The 15,240-nt window shown below is 59.6% G+C and carries 15 protein-coding genes; 5 read left to right on the top strand and 10 right to left on the bottom strand.

The window, feature by feature from the left end; genetic code table 11:
- Window positions 1-89 precede the first annotated feature (89 nt).
- Entirely contained in the window at window positions 90-2,438 is a 2,349-nt protein-coding gene (metE, locus tag CFBP4996_RS17440) for a 5-methyltetrahydropteroyltriglutamate--homocysteine S-methyltransferase (protein WP_080854876.1), read from the top strand.
- A gap of 192 nt (window positions 2,439-2,630) precedes the next feature.
- Here the strand turns inward: metE and CFBP4996_RS17435 are convergent, their stop codons facing one another.
- The 7 genes from CFBP4996_RS17435 to CFBP4996_RS17400 form a co-directional block, all read right to left on the bottom strand.
- The gene (locus CFBP4996_RS17435) at window positions 2,631-2,864 is read right to left on the bottom strand and encodes a hypothetical protein (protein ID WP_020811749.1); all 234 of its coding nucleotides are present in this window, start codon (window positions 2,862-2,864) and stop codon (window positions 2,631-2,633) included.
- A 94-nt stretch (window positions 2,865-2,958) separates the two neighbouring features.
- Entirely contained in the window at window positions 2,959-3,396 is a 438-nt protein-coding gene (locus CFBP4996_RS17430; RefSeq protein ID WP_003520859.1) for a helix-turn-helix domain-containing protein, read from the bottom strand.
- A gap of 126 nt (window positions 3,397-3,522) precedes the next feature.
- Entirely contained in the window at window positions 3,523-4,668 is a 1,146-nt protein-coding gene (locus tag CFBP4996_RS29480) for a hypothetical protein (protein ID WP_080854395.1), read from the bottom strand.
- The gene (locus tag CFBP4996_RS17415) at window positions 4,665-5,378 is read right to left on the bottom strand and encodes a TfuA-like protein (protein ID WP_080854396.1); all 714 of its coding nucleotides are present in this window, start codon (window positions 5,376-5,378) and stop codon (window positions 4,665-4,667) included. Before CFBP4996_RS17415 ends, CFBP4996_RS29480 begins: the two co-directional genes overlap by 4 nt.
- Complete coding sequence (locus CFBP4996_RS17410) at window positions 5,375-6,595, bottom strand: YcaO-like family protein (protein ID WP_233283563.1); 1,221 nt, start codon at window positions 6,593-6,595, stop codon at window positions 5,375-5,377. Before CFBP4996_RS17410 ends, CFBP4996_RS17415 begins: the two co-directional genes overlap by 4 nt.
- Window positions 6,596-6,611: 16 nt before the next feature.
- On the bottom strand, window positions 6,612-7,040 hold the full coding sequence (locus tag CFBP4996_RS17405; RefSeq protein WP_003520863.1) for a hypothetical protein: 429 nt from the start codon (window positions 7,038-7,040) through the stop codon (window positions 6,612-6,614).
- Window positions 7,041-7,048: 8 nt separating this feature from the next.
- Complete coding sequence (locus tag CFBP4996_RS17400; protein WP_162936081.1) at window positions 7,049-9,001, bottom strand: AfsR/SARP family transcriptional regulator; 1,953 nt, start codon at window positions 8,999-9,001, stop codon at window positions 7,049-7,051.
- A gap of 172 nt (window positions 9,002-9,173) precedes the next feature.
- Here CFBP4996_RS17400 and CFBP4996_RS17395 point away from each other — a divergent pair, with 172 nt between their 5' ends.
- Both CFBP4996_RS17395 and CFBP4996_RS17390 read left to right on the top strand, forming a co-directional pair.
- On the top strand, window positions 9,174-9,665 hold the full coding sequence (locus CFBP4996_RS17395) for a hypothetical protein (protein ID WP_035261386.1): 492 nt from the start codon (window positions 9,174-9,176) through the stop codon (window positions 9,663-9,665).
- 162 nt (window positions 9,666-9,827) lie between these two features.
- Window positions 9,828-10,136: a hypothetical protein gene (locus CFBP4996_RS17390; protein WP_233283562.1), complete on the top strand. Its 309-nt coding sequence runs from the start codon at window positions 9,828-9,830 to the stop codon at window positions 10,134-10,136.
- A 237-nt stretch (window positions 10,137-10,373) separates the two neighbouring features.
- Here CFBP4996_RS17390 and CFBP4996_RS17385 read toward each other — a convergent pair whose 3' ends face one another.
- On the bottom strand, window positions 10,374-10,511 hold the full coding sequence (locus CFBP4996_RS17385; protein ID WP_162936082.1) for a hypothetical protein: 138 nt from the start codon (window positions 10,509-10,511) through the stop codon (window positions 10,374-10,376).
- Window positions 10,512-10,559: 48 nt separating this feature from the next.
- Here CFBP4996_RS17385 and CFBP4996_RS17380 point away from each other — a divergent pair, with 48 nt between their 5' ends.
- Window positions 10,560-11,474, top strand: a complete 915-nt coding sequence (locus CFBP4996_RS17380; protein ID WP_162936083.1) for a TIM barrel protein — start codon at window positions 10,560-10,562, stop codon at window positions 11,472-11,474.
- 78 nt (window positions 11,475-11,552) lie between these two features.
- On the opposite strand, the gene eglC is transcribed toward CFBP4996_RS17380, so the two are convergent.
- Window positions 11,553-12,950 carry an endo-1,3-1,4-beta-glycanase EglC gene (gene eglC, locus CFBP4996_RS17375; RefSeq protein ID WP_020811758.1) on the bottom strand — a complete coding sequence of 466 codons (1,398 nt, stop codon included), beginning with the start codon at window positions 12,948-12,950 and terminating at the stop codon, window positions 11,553-11,555.
- A gap of 274 nt (window positions 12,951-13,224) precedes the next feature.
- Here eglC and greA point away from each other — a divergent pair, with 274 nt between their 5' ends.
- Entirely contained in the window at window positions 13,225-13,707 is a 483-nt protein-coding gene (gene greA, locus CFBP4996_RS17370; protein WP_080854398.1) for a transcription elongation factor GreA, read from the top strand.
- A 9-nt stretch (window positions 13,708-13,716) separates the two neighbouring features.
- Here the strand turns inward: greA and CFBP4996_RS17365 are convergent, their stop codons facing one another.
- Window positions 13,717-15,135 carry an O-antigen ligase family protein gene (locus tag CFBP4996_RS17365; RefSeq protein ID WP_162936084.1) on the bottom strand — a complete coding sequence of 473 codons (1,419 nt, stop codon included), beginning with the start codon at window positions 15,133-15,135 and terminating at the stop codon, window positions 13,717-13,719.
- Window positions 15,136-15,240 lie beyond the last annotated feature (105 nt).

Below are 15,240 nucleotides of genomic sequence, written 5' to 3'. Positions count from 1 at the left end.
GTCCCGGTGGTTGCTGCAATGGTCCGGCACAGGCCGGGCCTGCACGCGTCCGCTTTACCCATGCCCCCACAACCAAATGGGGTATGACAATGCCAGACAAGACCATTCCAGTCGCATCGCTCGGTTTTCCGAGGATCGGACGCCATCGCGAACTGAAGTTCGCGCTTGAAGGCTTCTGGTCCGGCAAGATTTCCGAGACGGAACTGCTCGAAACCGCAGCTAGGCTGCGTGCCGAAAACTGGGCGCTTCAGCGTGAGAAGGGGATTACCCATATCCCGTCCAACGATTTCTCCCTTTACGATCATGTCCTCGATACGGCCGTGATGGTGGGCGCCATTCCATCCCTTTATGGATGGGCGGGTGGGGATGTTTCCCTCTCCAACTATTTCGCCATGGCGCGCGGCAGCCAGAGCGAAGGGCATGCAGGCTGCGGCCATGGGCATGAAGGACATTCGCATCATGGTCAGGGCGTTCCGGCGCTGGAAATGACCAAATGGTTCGACACCAACTATCACTACATGGTGCCGGAGGTTTCAGAGGATCAGCATTTCGTGCTCACCTCGCAAAAGCCGGTCGACCACTTCCTTGAGGCGAAGGCGCTCGGCATCCATACGCGTCCGGTCATTCTCGGCCCGGTCACGTTCCTGAAGCTTGCCAAGGCGCGCGAGGCGGCCTTCAAGCCTCTCGATCTGCTGGCAAGGTTGCTGCCCGTCTATGAAGAGCTGCTGCGTCGCCTGCGCGCGGCCGGTGCCGACTGGGTGCAGATCGATGAGCCGGTCGCCGTGCTCGATCTTTCCGAGGGGGAGCGGCACGCGCTGGCCGTGGCCTATCGGGCTTTGTCGAAGGCCGCGCCGGATCTGAAAATCCTGCTCGCCACCTATTTCGGTGGGCTTGAGGACAATCTCGAAGCCGTCGCATTGCTTCCGGTCGCGGGCCTTCATATCGATCTGGTGCGAGCGCCCAATGCGCTGGAGACGGTGTTGAAGACGTTGCCGGAAAATCGCGTCCTGTCGCTGGGTGTCATCGACGGCCGCAACATCTGGCGCGCTGATCTCGCTGCAATCATTACCCGATTGGAACCGGTGATCGCGGCACGCGGTGCGGCGGCGTTTCAGATCGCGCCGTCCTGCTCGCTGCTGCATGTCCCGGTCGATCTCGAACTGGAAACCGGCCTCGATGCCGATCTGAAAAGCTGGCTTTCCTTCGCCACCCAGAAGCTCGGCGAACTTGCCGCGCTTGGCAGGGCTCTCGGTGAGGGCAAGGCTGCTGTCGCGACGGAACTGGAGGCTGCCGCTAAGGCCGTTGCCGCGCGTGCATCCTCGCCGAAGGTAACGGACGTCGCCGTGCAGAAGCGTATTGCGACGATTGGCGAGGCTGACAGGAAGCGGGTGAGCCCGTTTGCCGAGCGGCAGAAAGTGCAATCGCAGGCCATTGCGCTGCCGCTTTTCCCGACGACGACCATCGGCTCCTTCCCGCAGACGCCGGAGGTGCGCAAGGCCAGATCGGCGCATTCCAAGGGCGCGCTGACGGATGCGCAATATGAAAAATTCCTGCAGAAGGAAACCGAGGCGACCATTCGCTGGCAGGAGGAAATCGGTCTCGACGTTCTCGTGCATGGCGAGTTCGAGCGCAATGACATGGTGCAATATTTCGGCGAACAGCTTTCCGGCTTCGCCTTCACCCAGCATGCATGGGTGCAGAGTTACGGCTCGCGTTATGTGCGCCCGCCCATCATTTTCGGCGATGTGTCGCGCCCAAAAGCGATGACGGTTCGCTGGTGGGAATATTCCCAGTCGCTCACTGACAAGCCTGTCAAGGGCATGCTGACCGGGCCGGTGACGATCCTCAACTGGTCCTTCGTCCGCGACGATATCGCCAGAAGCCTGACATGCCGCCAGATCGCGCTCGCCATCCGCGACGAGGTCAATGATCTCGAAGCAGCCGGTGCGCAGATGATCCAGATCGATGAGGCAGCTCTTCGTGAAGGACTGCCGCTTCGGCACCGGGACTGGCAGGATTATCTCGGCTGGGCGGTGGAATGCTTCCGCATTTGCTCCAGCGGTGTGGGCGACCGCACACAGGTTCACACCCATATGTGCTATTCCGAATTCAACCAGATCATCGATGCCATTGCTGCCATGGACGCCGACGTGATCTCCATCGAGACCTCGCGTTCGAAGATGGAATTGCTGGATGCGTTTCGGACCTACAAATACCCGAACCAGATCGGTCCCGGCGTTTACGACATTCACTCGCCCCGTGTGCCGGCGGTTGGAGAAATGGTCGATCTTCTGGCGCTGGCGCGAGAGCGGCTTGACGACCGGCAGCTCTGGATCAATCCGGATTGCGGCCTGAAGACCCGTAAATGGGAAGAGGTCAGGCCGGCACTGGTCAACATGGTCGCCGCCGCTGCCGAGCTTCGCCGCGCGGTGCTCTGATATGAATGGAGGCCCGGCGAGAACCGGGCCTCCATCATGGCTTCCGCCGGGAAAATGTGGGGGAGGGCATATGAATGCCTCTCCGGAAGGATGGAGCCAGCCGGACAGGCAGAGGGAACGTTTCCGGGCCTACGACTGGAGATCGGTGTGGAAACGCTCAATCCCGGCGGATTTACGCCGTTGCGGAAGCGCTCAATGCAGATCGGCCTGAGCGAAGGCGCCGACATTCAGCTCTGCGCTTACCGGCGGCAGACCCTGCTGATTGATGTCCTGGGCCAGCGACAACAATGCCATCTCCAGGAAATAGGTCGACATGCCCAGTTCCAGAGATTTCGAGCGCTGGCAAAGATAGGAAACCATCCGCCCGAGCGCCAGAATCTCGTCTGCATTGTCCTGTTCAAGTATAGCTGTGGTAGACGCCGCCATGATTCCCTCTCGACAGTCGACAGTATGAAAACGCGATAATGTTGCGTTGTTCATTTTCGACCACATCGAGCGTCACGCGAGCGTCACACCTGCGTCAATCGTCGTTTTTGTCCGCCGGCGCGGCGGCATTTTCCGCCGCTTCAGTGGCGGCGAGCGATGTCACGAGAGCGACGATGCTTCTGCGCACGGCGGCGCTCTTGATGCGCGAAAAGGCCTGATTGAGCGAAAAGCCTTCATTCGAGGCCACGAAGGTCTGCATGGCATTGATCGTGCCAAGGGCCGGATTGGCCGGGTCGCCATCGGGCGTGGCATTGGCGAACAGGGAGCTGACCTCAACGCCGAGAATCGACGCAATGGCCTGCAGACGGGACGCGCCGACACGATTGGCGCCCTTTTCATACTTCTGGACCTGCTGGAAGGTGATGCCCAATCGCCCGGCCAGCGCACTCTGGCTCATGCCGAGCGACTTGCGGCGCATTCTGATTTGTGCGCCGACATGGACGTCGATCGGGCTGGGTAGTTTGGCGTGCATTACAAATTCCTCCGGTTGAGGTTCTTAAATCCGATGATTATCAATTAATATTGTTGAAGGTATACATTCAACACAATTTCCACGGGTATTATGACGCTTTATTGACGAAATTGCACGATTTTTCGTTCATAATCGCGTGTCTGGGCCGCGATTTATTATTTTTGTTGCACAACGCAACGCACCGTTGCGGCTGGAAAGATGGCTCCATCCGGCTACGCCGATGGTCTGAAAGCCGATTCTGTCCCAAATTTCTCGGTTCATTGCATCGAATTCCTCAAGCGACTCGGTATCGCCGAAATGCGGAATCCAGACGAATGGCCGTTTCTGACCGGAACGTATGACATTTTCAAGAATGACATTGTTGTAAAGTCTGGGCAGGCATTTGTTGGTGTCGATGGCCGGCGAAAGCGGGATGGGATTTCGTTCTATCGCAAAGCCCTGCCGCGCGAGCCAAAGCGCCGAGGCGTCCAGTTTTCGTTTCAGCTCGGTTGCGGCGCGGGCATTGCATCCGCCATGCGCGACAGGGTCGGCAACGAGCAATAGCGGCCGGCCGCCGCTTCTCAGACCGGTGACCGAAACGAACTGATCAACGTGGAAGCCGCATTGGTGCATTTTTTTGCCGGCAATCTCCGCTCCGCAAGTTTCCATCGCGGAAAAATCGGAAGAGACCGGGACTTTGCCGAGATCTTCCGGCCGATATCCGAAACTGAAGATGTTTCTGCCGTCGAGCGCCTGAATTTTTCGCCATCGCTGCGAAGGGGTGGCCGCATTCCTTCCGATCCCCCTGTCATCCTGCAGGCTGGAATGGCCCACCAGCCGAAAATCCGGGCCGACAAGCTGGTTGCCCCCTGCCAAGGCGACATCCGAATGCGTGGTTGCCGCTCCCAGATATTCGGCCAGGCTGACACCGATGGCCTTCTCCGCCACCAGGACGAATTCCGCCGCAGCATCAACCGCACGCACATGGAGTATGTCCTGTATCCATGGATGCGAAACGCTGTCGTTTCCGGCAAGGGGTATCAGCTCGGTGCTGCAAGAGGCTGGCAGGCTGCCGAGCCAGTCTCGCGCTGACCCGAGACGGGCTCGATCGGTCACGATAACGGCGGTGATATCCGCAGGCAGGGCCGAGAGCAGGTTTCCGATTGGAATGAGCGGTGAAACAATGTCAGCGGCCCTGTTTTCCGCAAAAAAAGAGGCGGGAAGCGTCAGCGCAATCGTGCGGATCAGCCCACCGCAATCGGGCATCAGAGGCAGGGGCCGGATGGTGCTCAAGACCTTTTGTCCCCTGCCGCCCGCCTTGCCGCCAATTGCTGGAAAAACATCGTATTCTGGAGTTTCCATGATGGCGGCGGTGGGGATGGCAAGGTTTCGCCCGTGAGCATTGCCAGAAGCCTTGCCGCATCGTGTCTTTTGACGGAAACCGCATTTGCCGCGAGCAGATTTGCCGTCTCGGAGCCGAGGTCCGCTTCCGCGGCGATGGTGCGCCATGTCCTGCGGGTAAAATGCAGATTGTTGGCTGCGTGCATGAGTGCGTCATATTCCTCTGGAGCGACCGTATCGCGGCAGGCGGCAAGCGTCGCCTCGGCATCGACCAGTGCGACTGTCAGCGCGCGGTAGTCGAGCGCGCCGGGTGCATGGCTCACCGCCACATCGGCATCGGAAAAACGCCGCCCGTCGCGATAGGCCTCGAAAATCTCGCCGATGCCGATCATGCCGAAGGGTGCGCATTCCGCCGCCCTGAGCGCCCCCATGCTGGCGGCGCCGAAAACGGTGACGCCGCTCGCCAGTGCAAACAGGATCTCCTTGTGCCAGACGGCGGCGCAATCGCCGTAAAGCCCGTCGATCAGCCCGATTGTCCCGACGCCTTGCCGAACCGCATCGAAAATATCGCCGCAGGCGGCCGGACCGCGAAGATCGAGACCGGATATATGCTCGGCTGCGATGCCGTGGATGGACGGGCCTGCAAAAACCACCGGCTTCATCCGAGGCCTCCGACAGTCAGCAGGTGATCGAGAGTGCGCTGCGAGATGTGTCGCAGGCCGCCGCCGGCCGGGGCAAGGCCGCTTGCCAGAACCCGCACCACATGCAGGCCGGATACCTCCGTTTCCATCGGAAAGACATAGATATCCTCGATGCCGCCGGCGAACAGGTGCGTCGCAAGTTGACGCCATGGCGGCGAAGACGCGGCGTCATGTATAAAATCGAGATTGGCCGGCACCCTTTCCATCGGCTGCACGCCGGGGGCCGAAGACCCGACCGCAACCATATCCCGCTGGTAGCGGAGAGGGGAAAGATCGTCCCTCGCGCCGCTGATATCGGTCAATCGCGACTGGATCGCCTCCAGCAAGGCTGCAATCGCAGCGCCATGGATATCAGGCCGGCAGGCAGCCCCCGCGGCGCTGCGAGTGGCTGGCCCGTCCTGCGCCTGAAGCGACCGGGGCAGGCTTGCCATCGCCACCGGCACGCCAAGCCCAGTCGTCATATCGAAGAAGGACGGCGGCAGGCCGATATCCGAAAGGTGCTGAACAAGACCGTCGAAGGAAGGATCGACGCCCGTTGGAATGAGGATAGGTCGCGGTGCGATGGCGCGCGTCTCGAAAGTGTCGACGAGAAAGCAGGCATCGTTTTCAATGAGTTCGAGCAGGGCATGGAGGACCGCATGGTCATGGTCGAACCCCGCCGCGAGCCCTTGGGAACTCATGCGGAAGGCCTGCCGGTCCCATGGGAAATCCACCCGGAAATCCATGCCGACAAGTTCGTAAGGCGCAAAAACCTGCCCCTGCCGGCGAATGGATGTGCCCTTCACCCAGGCGCGTTCTTTTCGCGGATCGAGCGCGTCCGGATCGACCCTGCCAACGGTTTCGAAGGGAATGAGAGGAACCCCTTTGTCCCGCATCTCCTGAACGGAGCTGACGGCGGCGATATGTTTGCGGGTTTCTTCCGCGACCGCGCCTTCGATCGCCTCCATGATCGCCGATAGCCGGGCCTGTTCCGCGACAAGCCCCTTGCCCTGCGAGACCGACAGCCCGCGCGAATTGGGCCGGGCCGCGAACCAGACGGGAATGCCGATAATATCGAGGCCGGTCACGTCGCCGACACGGGTAATCCCGAACCGCCGAAGCAGTCCGGGATCGAAGAACGAAGCGTCGACATGCCTTGAAGCCGCTGTCGCTGATATGGGAGCATCGGCACCGGTCAAGGCTGCGAGACCGCGATCAGGGCGCCGTGTTGCTGTCGTCGGCGAGGATGGCGTCGAACAGCTCGCCGGTGACGGAGCCGGCCGGGCCGACAGCCTTCAGGGCGGCTTCGATCGGTGCCTGTACCATGCGGTTGAAATCCCAGCCGGCGTCGTTCACTTCGCCGATGAAGGCGAAATCGGCTTCGGAAACCACTGCGCCGCCGGAGACGAGGGCTTCGATGCCCTGAATCTGAACCTGGTCCAGTTCCGCTTCCGGCTGGCCGTTCTGGCGAACGAGCATGGACTTTGCGGCGGCTGCCACGCGGGCATAGCCATCTACGCCGGGATGGCTGGCTTCATAGGCGGCAATCGTCTCATGCGACACGGACGCAACCCTGAGCGGCGCCGTGCGAATGAAGAGAACGCCGAAACCCTTTTTTCCGACAATGAAGAAATGCGAGGACATAGTATCTCCTATTTGATCCCAGCTAATCGAAGTGCGTGATAGAATTTTTCATTCGCTATCGGGTCCCGGTCTGGAGACAGGCTGCTGATCTCCCTCGCCGTCATACCCGGATAGTTTTCCTGAAGCCTGTTGCCGGATTCCCGGGCGGAGGCCAGATCGCCATGCAGCGCGTGGCTTGCGGTGAGGACGCGCAGAGCAGGCTCGTCATTTTCCATCCGCCCGCACAGTTCCACCGCCGTGCCGTAATCCTCGCGCTTGAAAGCGATGCTGGCGCCGGCCCACCAGTAGATGTCGGGTGCCAGCGGATTGAGGTCGATGGCCTGCTGAAACTTCTCCCAGGCGATTTCCGCATCGCCGAAATGAGCGAGCGCATCGGCATGCTGGAGCAGGAGGTCGGCCGAGTTGGGCGCCAGCGCCTCCGCCTCGAAGAATTTTTCGGCGGAGATGTCGAAGTCCCGCTGGTAGAGCGCCACCACCGCGCACATCCAGTGGCCCACCCCGAGGGCAGGGTCGATCTCGACGGAAGAATCGGCCTCCGCCTTGGCGCGGTGCAGGAGATGGGGGTCGTTGCCGCCCAGCATCAGCCATTCCAGTTGCAGGCTCTGCGCCACGCGGGCGCGGGCAACCGCCATGCTGTGGTCGAGATCGACGGCCTTGCGGAACATCGAACGGGCTCTTCTGAGAAGCGGCAGATCGCATTTGCCGCGCAGAAGCTGCTGGCCCTCCAGCAATTGCCGGTAAGCCTCGCCGCTGTGGTTGCGGTCGGGCTCCACCTGAAGCCGCTCGATTTCGCGGGCAAGCGCCGCCGCTACCTGTTTGGAGAGCAGCCGGAAGGCGGCGTGAATATGCCGTTCGGTCAGGACCGCTTCCAGTGACCAGACGATTTCACCGCTCGCATCCTCGATCAGCGCAACCGACATGCGGGTTTCGTCGAACACGGTCGAAATGATGCGGTAATCCGCCCGCAGCATGGCGTAGCCGTCATCGGCCCGGTCATGCGCCAGCGCAAAGGTGCTGTGCGGCGAAAGGACGGTGAAGGTTCGGTATCGGACAAGGCTGTTGGCGACATCCTCGACGAAGGCATGCATGACCGGCGAGACCGGCTGCCCGTCGACCCGTGCCGGGCGGACGAATGCGACACGCGGTTTTGCCATTGATTTTCGGCGGCTGCCTTCTTCCGGCTCGGCGGGGGCCGTTATCGTGGCGGCCAGACTTTGTATTCTCCGCCTCAGCGCCACGGTTTCCGCTTCCGGCGAACGACCCTCCTGGCGAAGCTGCTCCATCAGAAGCTGGTACATGCCCTCGCAGGCGCTGATATTTCCAACCCGCGCATAGGCCGCCATGGCGGCGCGATAGGTTTCTTCGCGCTCCGGTTCGATCTTGCAGGCGCATTCGGCAAGTCTGGCGATGTCGTTCGAGCTGGCGCGACCGAACCGCGTCAATTCCTCCAGAAGCTGGGTGTAACTCGAAAAGAACAGGTCCCTGAGACGGCGGCGCTCCGAAAGCAGCCAGAGATAAAGATGGTCCTGCCCGGCCTCCAGCCCCTCCAGCAACTCGCCGCCGAATTCGAGCAGCGCATTGAGCCGCCGCATCGGGTCTTCGGCCCTTGCGCCGGCAAGAAAGATGGCAAGGTCGGTGCGCTGCGCCAGCTTGCCGGCCTTCAGGTCGTTTCCTTCGGTCAGAAGGATGGCATCGTCCTCATTGGGCAGTTTCTGCAGGCGGAGGATGAGCTGCCGCAAATTGCCGAGAGCCCTTTTCTGCTCGACATTTTCCCACAAAAGCGATGCGGCATGCTGGCGGGAAAGGGACTGGTTCGGCGCAAGGATGAGGGCGGCGGTAAGGGCGAAGCCCTTGGACGGAAAAAATGCCTCCCGCACCGCGTCACAGCGCGGGGTGCCAAAAAGCCGGATCGGTATCAGTTCAGCGTTCCCAGCCACTTTCGTCCCCTCATGAATCATCATCTAACAACGTGTCCGGGAAATTGAAAGTCATCATAGCGTTCCATTTGACGCTGGTGTGACGCGGCCTGCCTATTGTCGCAGACAGAAGCATGAATGACGGGTGGAAAACAGCGGACATGCGACGGGCAGGCATCGGGAATTTTCGACAGTGATAGCGTTTAACGGAAGCTACATGGCCTTCGAGCCGCGTATCGAGCCTTACCAGCGTGCCGACGATGTCGGATATGCGGTCAGTGAATTCATGTGGTTCAAGGGCCGTCCGTTCTATCCGGTATCGGCGCTGGTCCATGCGAAGGTCGCGCATGCCAGGCTGTCGGCGGAAAAGGGCGACGACGAGGACGAGGATAATCTCGATATTCTCTTTCGCATGCCGCTGGTGGCGGGCGGGCACTTTTTCGAGATCGTGCTGCGTTCGAATGAAGGGACGTCCTACGGCGGCTGGGTTTGGGGAGAAGAACTGGAAATCCTGAATGAATTCGTCAACGGCTATCGCGTTCTGGCGGGCAAGTTCGACGACAGGCTCATCCGGTTCGAATATTCCAGGCGGTTTCAGCGTTACCGGACGATCGAGCCGCTGCCGGTGGAAAAATCCGTCTTCCTGATCCAGCGGGAGGCAAAACCTTATGCGGGCAAGCGTGGTCTGCCGGGAGTTCCGGTGGCCTGATCGCGGGAGGCGCCCTTTGGGACAACGGGCGGAAGGCATGGATGCGCGTATTGCGGCATGTCCGGTAAAGCGCGGCTTTATCGGAAGTCACCCGGGAATATTTTTATTTTTATTGTGTGGAACATTATGATGCCCAATAGAGGTAAAGTGCGTAACAGGGGGATGTCATCGCAGCTTGTGGCGGTGAATTGCGTTTCCGGCGACGATACGCTTTCCGATGCGGAGAGCGTTGAGGACGAGCCGCGCCCGCTTCTGCGCAGCGACAGGCTCTACGTTGTCAGCGAGCCCGTTTCCCAGACATTGCCCGCATCCGCCGTCGGCGATGATCGAGCCGGAAAAGAGGCGTCGGGCAGGACCGAGATCCGAAACAGGGTTGTCGATGCCGATATCAGGGCCGCAAAATGGGCCTGGGCGATATTGGCCATCGCGCATTGCTGGCTGATTTATTTCATGGTGCACAATCTCGGTTAGCACCTCCCGCCGGAAGGCATCCGGCTTCGGCGTTCTGGCGCCAGGCCCATCGCCGCAATTTGCGGCCATTTCGCCGTTTGAGCGGACCCGAGCGTCCGCAACCTGACATTCCGACAGCCCTCCCACGCACTTCTTCATGCTGCCGCCTGTCCAGCCACGAAGGCCCGCTCTCCCTGCTGTTTGCCTGCGGAAATGTCATAAAGCTGTAAATGAAGAAACTTAATTGAGTGATCGGTTTCAACGGAAACGGATCACCATGTCCCGGTCGCTTTTTACCGACACGGCGGCGACCTCGGACTTTCTTACGACATCGCATCGCCCGGGATAGGCGACGTCAATATCGACCGCCCGGACCTGTTTGAAGTGGCGTCGCATGCGCGGCGTCCGAACTCCCATGACCTTTCTAGCCCTGGAGATGACGAAGTGAGCAATCTTATAGGTACCGGCTTCAACGCCGGCTCGGATGATGGCGAACTGGCCACCCTCGAAAACGATCTGCGCGCGCTTGCCGAAATTGGCTGCGATACCGTGGAAATCGCCGCAACAAGCCTCGACATGATCGCCGGCGGCCGGATTATCGAAGAGCGCGCCGACCGTTTCGTGTCGCTCGCAAAGCAGTTCGATTTCCGCTACACCGTGCACGGTCTCGTCTCTTCGAATTTCATGGATCCGGTGACATGCCGTTACCAGATCGATGCGGCCAAGGCGCTTGCCGTTCTATGCGAGCGTATCGGCGCGGGCATTCTCGTCCAGCATAGCGGCGCGCTGCGTGCCGACCAGATCGCCGAACGGGCCGATGCCGACAGCCGCGAGCGGGAAGCGCTTTTCGAACTGGCGGAATTCTGCCGGCCCTATGGCGTGCGCATCGCCCTCGAGAATATCTTCTCCACCGAACCCGGCCAATATCGCCAGACACCGGCCGAAGTGGCAGCGACCGTGAAGGCTGTCGGTCACGACAATGTCGTTGCGCTGATCGATTTCAGCCATGCCTATCTCGAATCCACCTATCGTGGCCTCGATTTCCGCGATGAGCTTCGCGCCATGGCGCCGGTTGCCGGCCATCTGCATGTGCACGATTCCTTCGGCCGCCCGCAGGGCTTCTATCAGCCCTATTTTCCTCAGGAAAATACGGCGCTCGGCATCGGCGATCTGCACATGCCGCTCGGCTGGGGCGATATCGACTGGCAGAACATCTTCTCGGAACTTTCCTTCCTGCCCGATACCGTGCTGATGATGGAAATCGGCCGCCGTTATCGCGCCGAGCAGCCGGCAAGCCTCGAAACGGCGCGGCACCTGATTTCGCTAAATAGCGCCCGCACCCAGCTCGCGGCCGAGTGATTGGCCTGAACAGTGTGTAAGCCGAGAGGCTGATGTTTGAAACACCGGCAGTCCCGATACGACTGCCGGTGTTTTAATTCATGCTGCCCAGTCGGAGAGCGAATAGGCCCTGATATAATCGATCATCATCTGCGAGCCGTCGCTGAAATCAGCGTCCGATGGCGTTCCTGCCGTGCCGCCGACGGCAAGGTTGACGACCATATACATGGGGTCATGCATATCGTCAGGCGTATCCGTCTGCGCCACGGCGACATCGTCGAAATACCAGGTTATGTGCTCGGCATCCCACAACAGGCCGTAAGTGTGAAATCCTTCGGTGCTCGGCACGCTGACATTGTTGATGACTGAGGTCTGTTCACCGGTGGCGTTGGAATGGGCGGACATGATGAGCGTATTGGGGTTCTGACCGCGCATTTCGATGACATCGAGTTCCGGCGGCCAGGAGCCGTCTTCGGGCAGGAGCCAGAAGGCGGGCCAGGCGCCCCGGTCGGTCGGCATATCGGCGCGGATTTCGAAATAGCCATAGGTCTGGCTGAAGGAGGAATAGGTGTTCAGCATCCCCGAGGTGTAATCATACCCCTCGACCTCGTCGGCAATCGACTGCGGGGTTTCCTCGGCGGTAATGGTCAGGACGCCGTTCTCGACGCTGAAAGGGTTGACCTCCGATGTGCCGGCATAGGCCGGGTTGATATACCATTGCGCCTCGCCATTCGTCGTCAGCGAGCTTCCCTTTTCCGGCGCCCACCAATATTTGGCGTCCCAGGTGCCCTGATCGCCGCTGCGCAGCGACAGCGTATCGAATTCATCGGCAAAGGTCTGGGTGAGGGACGATCGGTCGAGGCTGAGTTCGAACTGGTCGGCCTGAAGGTCGTCTATGGTCGTTCCAGCAAGAACGATGGCCTCGCCATTCGAAAAATTGAGCCACAGGTCGCTGCCTTGCTGCGTGGCGCTACCGACAAGCTGGTCGAAAGATGTGATGCCGTAGCCATTGAGCCGGATCGTGTCATTGGCGCTGAAATCCGTGATGAGATCGGTGCCGTTGCCGCTCGTGAAAACAAAGGTGTCGGCTCCGCCGCCGCCGATCAGCACGTCGTTGCCGGCCCCGCCATCGATCGTCTGGCTGCCCGACCCGCCGGTGATGATATTGTCGAGCGAATTGCCGAAGGCATAACGCCCGTCACCCGTTACCCGCAAATTCTCGAAATTGTCGGGCAGGGTGTAACTCATCCAGGTATCGATGGTATCGATACCTTCCCCGGCATTTTCGGCGGCGCGATTGATGCTGGAATAGAGATAATAAATATCGTCGCCCGTGCCGCCCGCCATGGTCACGTTGACGGAACTGTCGCCCCACATGGAATCATTGCCTGCGGTGCCGGTAAGCAGCGGGCCGGAACCCGTGGCGGAGAAAAATCCCGTGGAACTGCCGCTGTAATAGAGTGTGTCTCCAAGCGCATTCACTACTGTCCGGGCCATGAACCGTCTCCTGTCCGTTAGCGTTGGTGTCTCACTCCTCCTGCTGCACACCCTAACAGGGCAAAAAGCCTCCTGTTAGGCCGAAATATGAGGGGTATGTTCCGTTGCGGTTGCATTCAGCTGTTGAACGGGCGCGTTGTCATGGCCCGCTTCCGCCTGCTACATATTCGTTTTTGAACCGGCAGCGCGGTCTTGCGGTGCCCCTGCGGGCGATGGCAGAATCGGGGCGGATCGCAGATATGTTGCGGGGCATATCGGGAATGGAGTGTCAGGATTGAGCGTAGCCTTTACCAAGGAAGACAGTGCGGAAACCGCAGCCGAAACCGTTCTGCCGGATCGGGTAATCTCGCCTCATCCCAATCTGGTAACGCAGTCCGGGCTGAAGGCGCTGGAAGAGCAGTTGCGGCTGGCGCGCGAAGCCTGTGAGGCGGCCAATGCCATTGAAGACATCAATGAAAGGCGACGCATTTCCGCCAGCCCGCTACGTGATCTTCGATATTTCTCCGAGCGGGTCCGCACCGCGCAATTGATGCCTGATCCGACAATGGATGGCGTCGTCGCTTTCGGCAGCCTGGTGACGTTCAGCCGCGATGACGGGCGAACGCAACGGTTCCGGATTGTCGGCGAAGATGAGGCCGATCCCGCTGCGGGAACGATGTCCTACGTTTCCCCGGTTGCAAGGGTGCTGATGGGAAAAGCGGCCGGCGATCTCGTCAGTTTGGGCGGGAGGGAGATCGAGATCGTCGACGTCGCCTGAAGCGTTCGGTCAGAACATAGGCGGACTTAGACCCGGCCTGTTCCCAATGAGGCTTCCTTCTTCCCTGTTACGGGCACTGTCTGCCGTTCCCAGCATCCGCATCATCGTGTTTTTCAGGAAAAACCTGAAGTCCAGATCAATGGCGGCATAGGCAAGCGCAAGTCCCACATGGGCCATGAAGACGGGGTTGAAATTCAGCTCTTCAAATTGATAGCCGATAATGACGCCGATTGCCGAATAGGCGAAAAAGCCGATTTTGCGTTTCCGGAAAATTGCATAAAAAAGCGCGAAGGCGCTCATGATGCAAAATCCCAACCCGGAAGCATAGGCGGTGGCCATAAAACCATTATGTGGCGTGCCGATCCTCGATATCTGCGCAAGCTCTTCGTATCGTGCGGTAAATCCTATGCCCAAGGGATGCTGGAACATGACCTGAAAACCGCCGGTGATCGTCTCCCACCGCTCATGCAAGTTGTTGCTGCTATTGCTGTCCTCGAGAAAACGTTTCGAAAAGGCCTGTTCCGCAAAATCGAAAGCGCCGAGCGGCAAAACGGCGGCGATGACGAGGGCGCTCAAGGCAAAACCGAAATAAGTGCTGAGCAGCATTTTGATCGAAAAATTCCGGACGTAGAAATAAAGCCCGATGGCGAGGACGGCAAACACCCCCGAGCGGTTAAGCGTAAGGGTAAAGCTCGCAAGATATACAAGTAGAAACACGGCAAACAGCGCGGGGCGTTTGTGGCGTTCGGCGACATAGGCCGCCGCTGCTCCGGCCAGCGCGAAGGCCGGTCCAGCCGTGTTGCCGACGGGCCAGATGCCGCCCGCCTTTTCGACGCGCAAAAGCAGCGGGGTTATCTCACCTTTCGCCGCAAGCTCCAGCACGCCCGCCTCATCGAACATGAAGGACAATCCGAGGGAGGCGAGCTGGTCATGGATGACGATGTCCAGGAAAAGCAGGATCGTCACCGTTATGAAGCCCGCAAATATGCCCCAGCAGAACAGTTCGAGTAGGTTTTCCTTGAACAGCATATAGGCAAAGAACAGAAAATAGACCGCATAAAAATAGGTCATCGCCGTTGTATAAAATTCGCCATCGCCGCGCGCGTCGGCAAAGAGCGTCGTGAGGACAAACAGCACCGTCAGCGGGAGAAGATAAAACAGGATGATCGATGGCGTCAGGCAGCGAATGTAAAGCAGCGCGATGACGGGCAGCGTCATCAGCACCAGCATGTCGGTAATATTGAGGAAACGCAGGCCGATATTGCTGGTCGCCACATTGCATTGAATGAAGAAACCAATGGCAAAAACGAATGTCGCGAGAAAGATGCCGGGAATATTGATTGTCCTTGAAGGGTAGAGCGGTATTGCCAAAACAAAACCCGGTATAGCGGGCTGGTGCGATGCCGCATGGTTTGCTGGTCTTTTCATCCGCGGTCTCTATCTTTTGTAAGCGGATTTCGACTCTCCACAGGAGAGCGGTACCGCGTGGCAATCAATATAATATGGCGACCATTAGTGGGCTCGATGACGTCG

Origin of the sequence: Agrobacterium leguminum (genome assembly GCF_005144435.2) — a bacterium.
Taxonomy (GTDB): Bacteria; Pseudomonadota; Alphaproteobacteria; order Rhizobiales; family Rhizobiaceae; genus Agrobacterium; species Agrobacterium leguminum.
The sequence above is the reverse complement of the archived record's forward strand: the minus strand, read 5'-3'. Positions and strand labels throughout refer to the sequence as shown.

What these genes read in the sequence shown, in the direction of transcription:
- metE (WP_080854876.1), top strand. Translation starts at nt 90, where the DNA reads ATGCCAGACAAGACCATTCCAGTCGCATCGCTCGGTTTTCCGAGGATC.
- CFBP4996_RS17435 (WP_020811749.1), bottom strand. Translation starts at nt 2,864, where the DNA reads ATGGCGGCGTCTACCACAGCTATACTTGAACAGGACAATGCAGACGAG.
- CFBP4996_RS17430 (WP_003520859.1), bottom strand. Translation starts at nt 3,396, where the DNA reads ATGCACGCCAAACTACCCAGCCCGATCGACGTCCATGTCGGCGCACAA.
- CFBP4996_RS17415 (WP_080854396.1), bottom strand. Translation starts at nt 5,378, where the DNA reads ATGAAGCCGGTGGTTTTTGCAGGCCCGTCCATCCACGGCATCGCAGCC.
- CFBP4996_RS17405 (WP_003520863.1), bottom strand. Translation starts at nt 7,040, where the DNA reads ATGTCCTCGCATTTCTTCATTGTCGGAAAAAAGGGTTTCGGCGTTCTC.
- CFBP4996_RS17400 (WP_162936081.1), bottom strand. Translation starts at nt 9,001, where the DNA reads ATGATGATTCATGAGGGGACGAAAGTGGCTGGGAACGCTGAACTGATA.
- CFBP4996_RS17395 (WP_035261386.1), top strand. Translation starts at nt 9,174, where the DNA reads ATGGCCTTCGAGCCGCGTATCGAGCCTTACCAGCGTGCCGACGATGTC.
- CFBP4996_RS17390 (WP_233283562.1), top strand. Translation starts at nt 9,828, where the DNA reads ATGTCATCGCAGCTTGTGGCGGTGAATTGCGTTTCCGGCGACGATACG.
- CFBP4996_RS17385 (WP_162936082.1), bottom strand. Translation starts at nt 10,511, where the DNA reads ATGCGACGCCACTTCAAACAGGTCCGGGCGGTCGATATTGACGTCGCC.
- eglC (WP_020811758.1), bottom strand. Translation starts at nt 12,950, where the DNA reads ATGGCCCGGACAGTAGTGAATGCGCTTGGAGACACACTCTATTACAGC.
- CFBP4996_RS17365 (WP_162936084.1), bottom strand. Translation starts at nt 15,135, where the DNA reads ATGAAAAGACCAGCAAACCATGCGGCATCGCACCAGCCCGCTATACCG.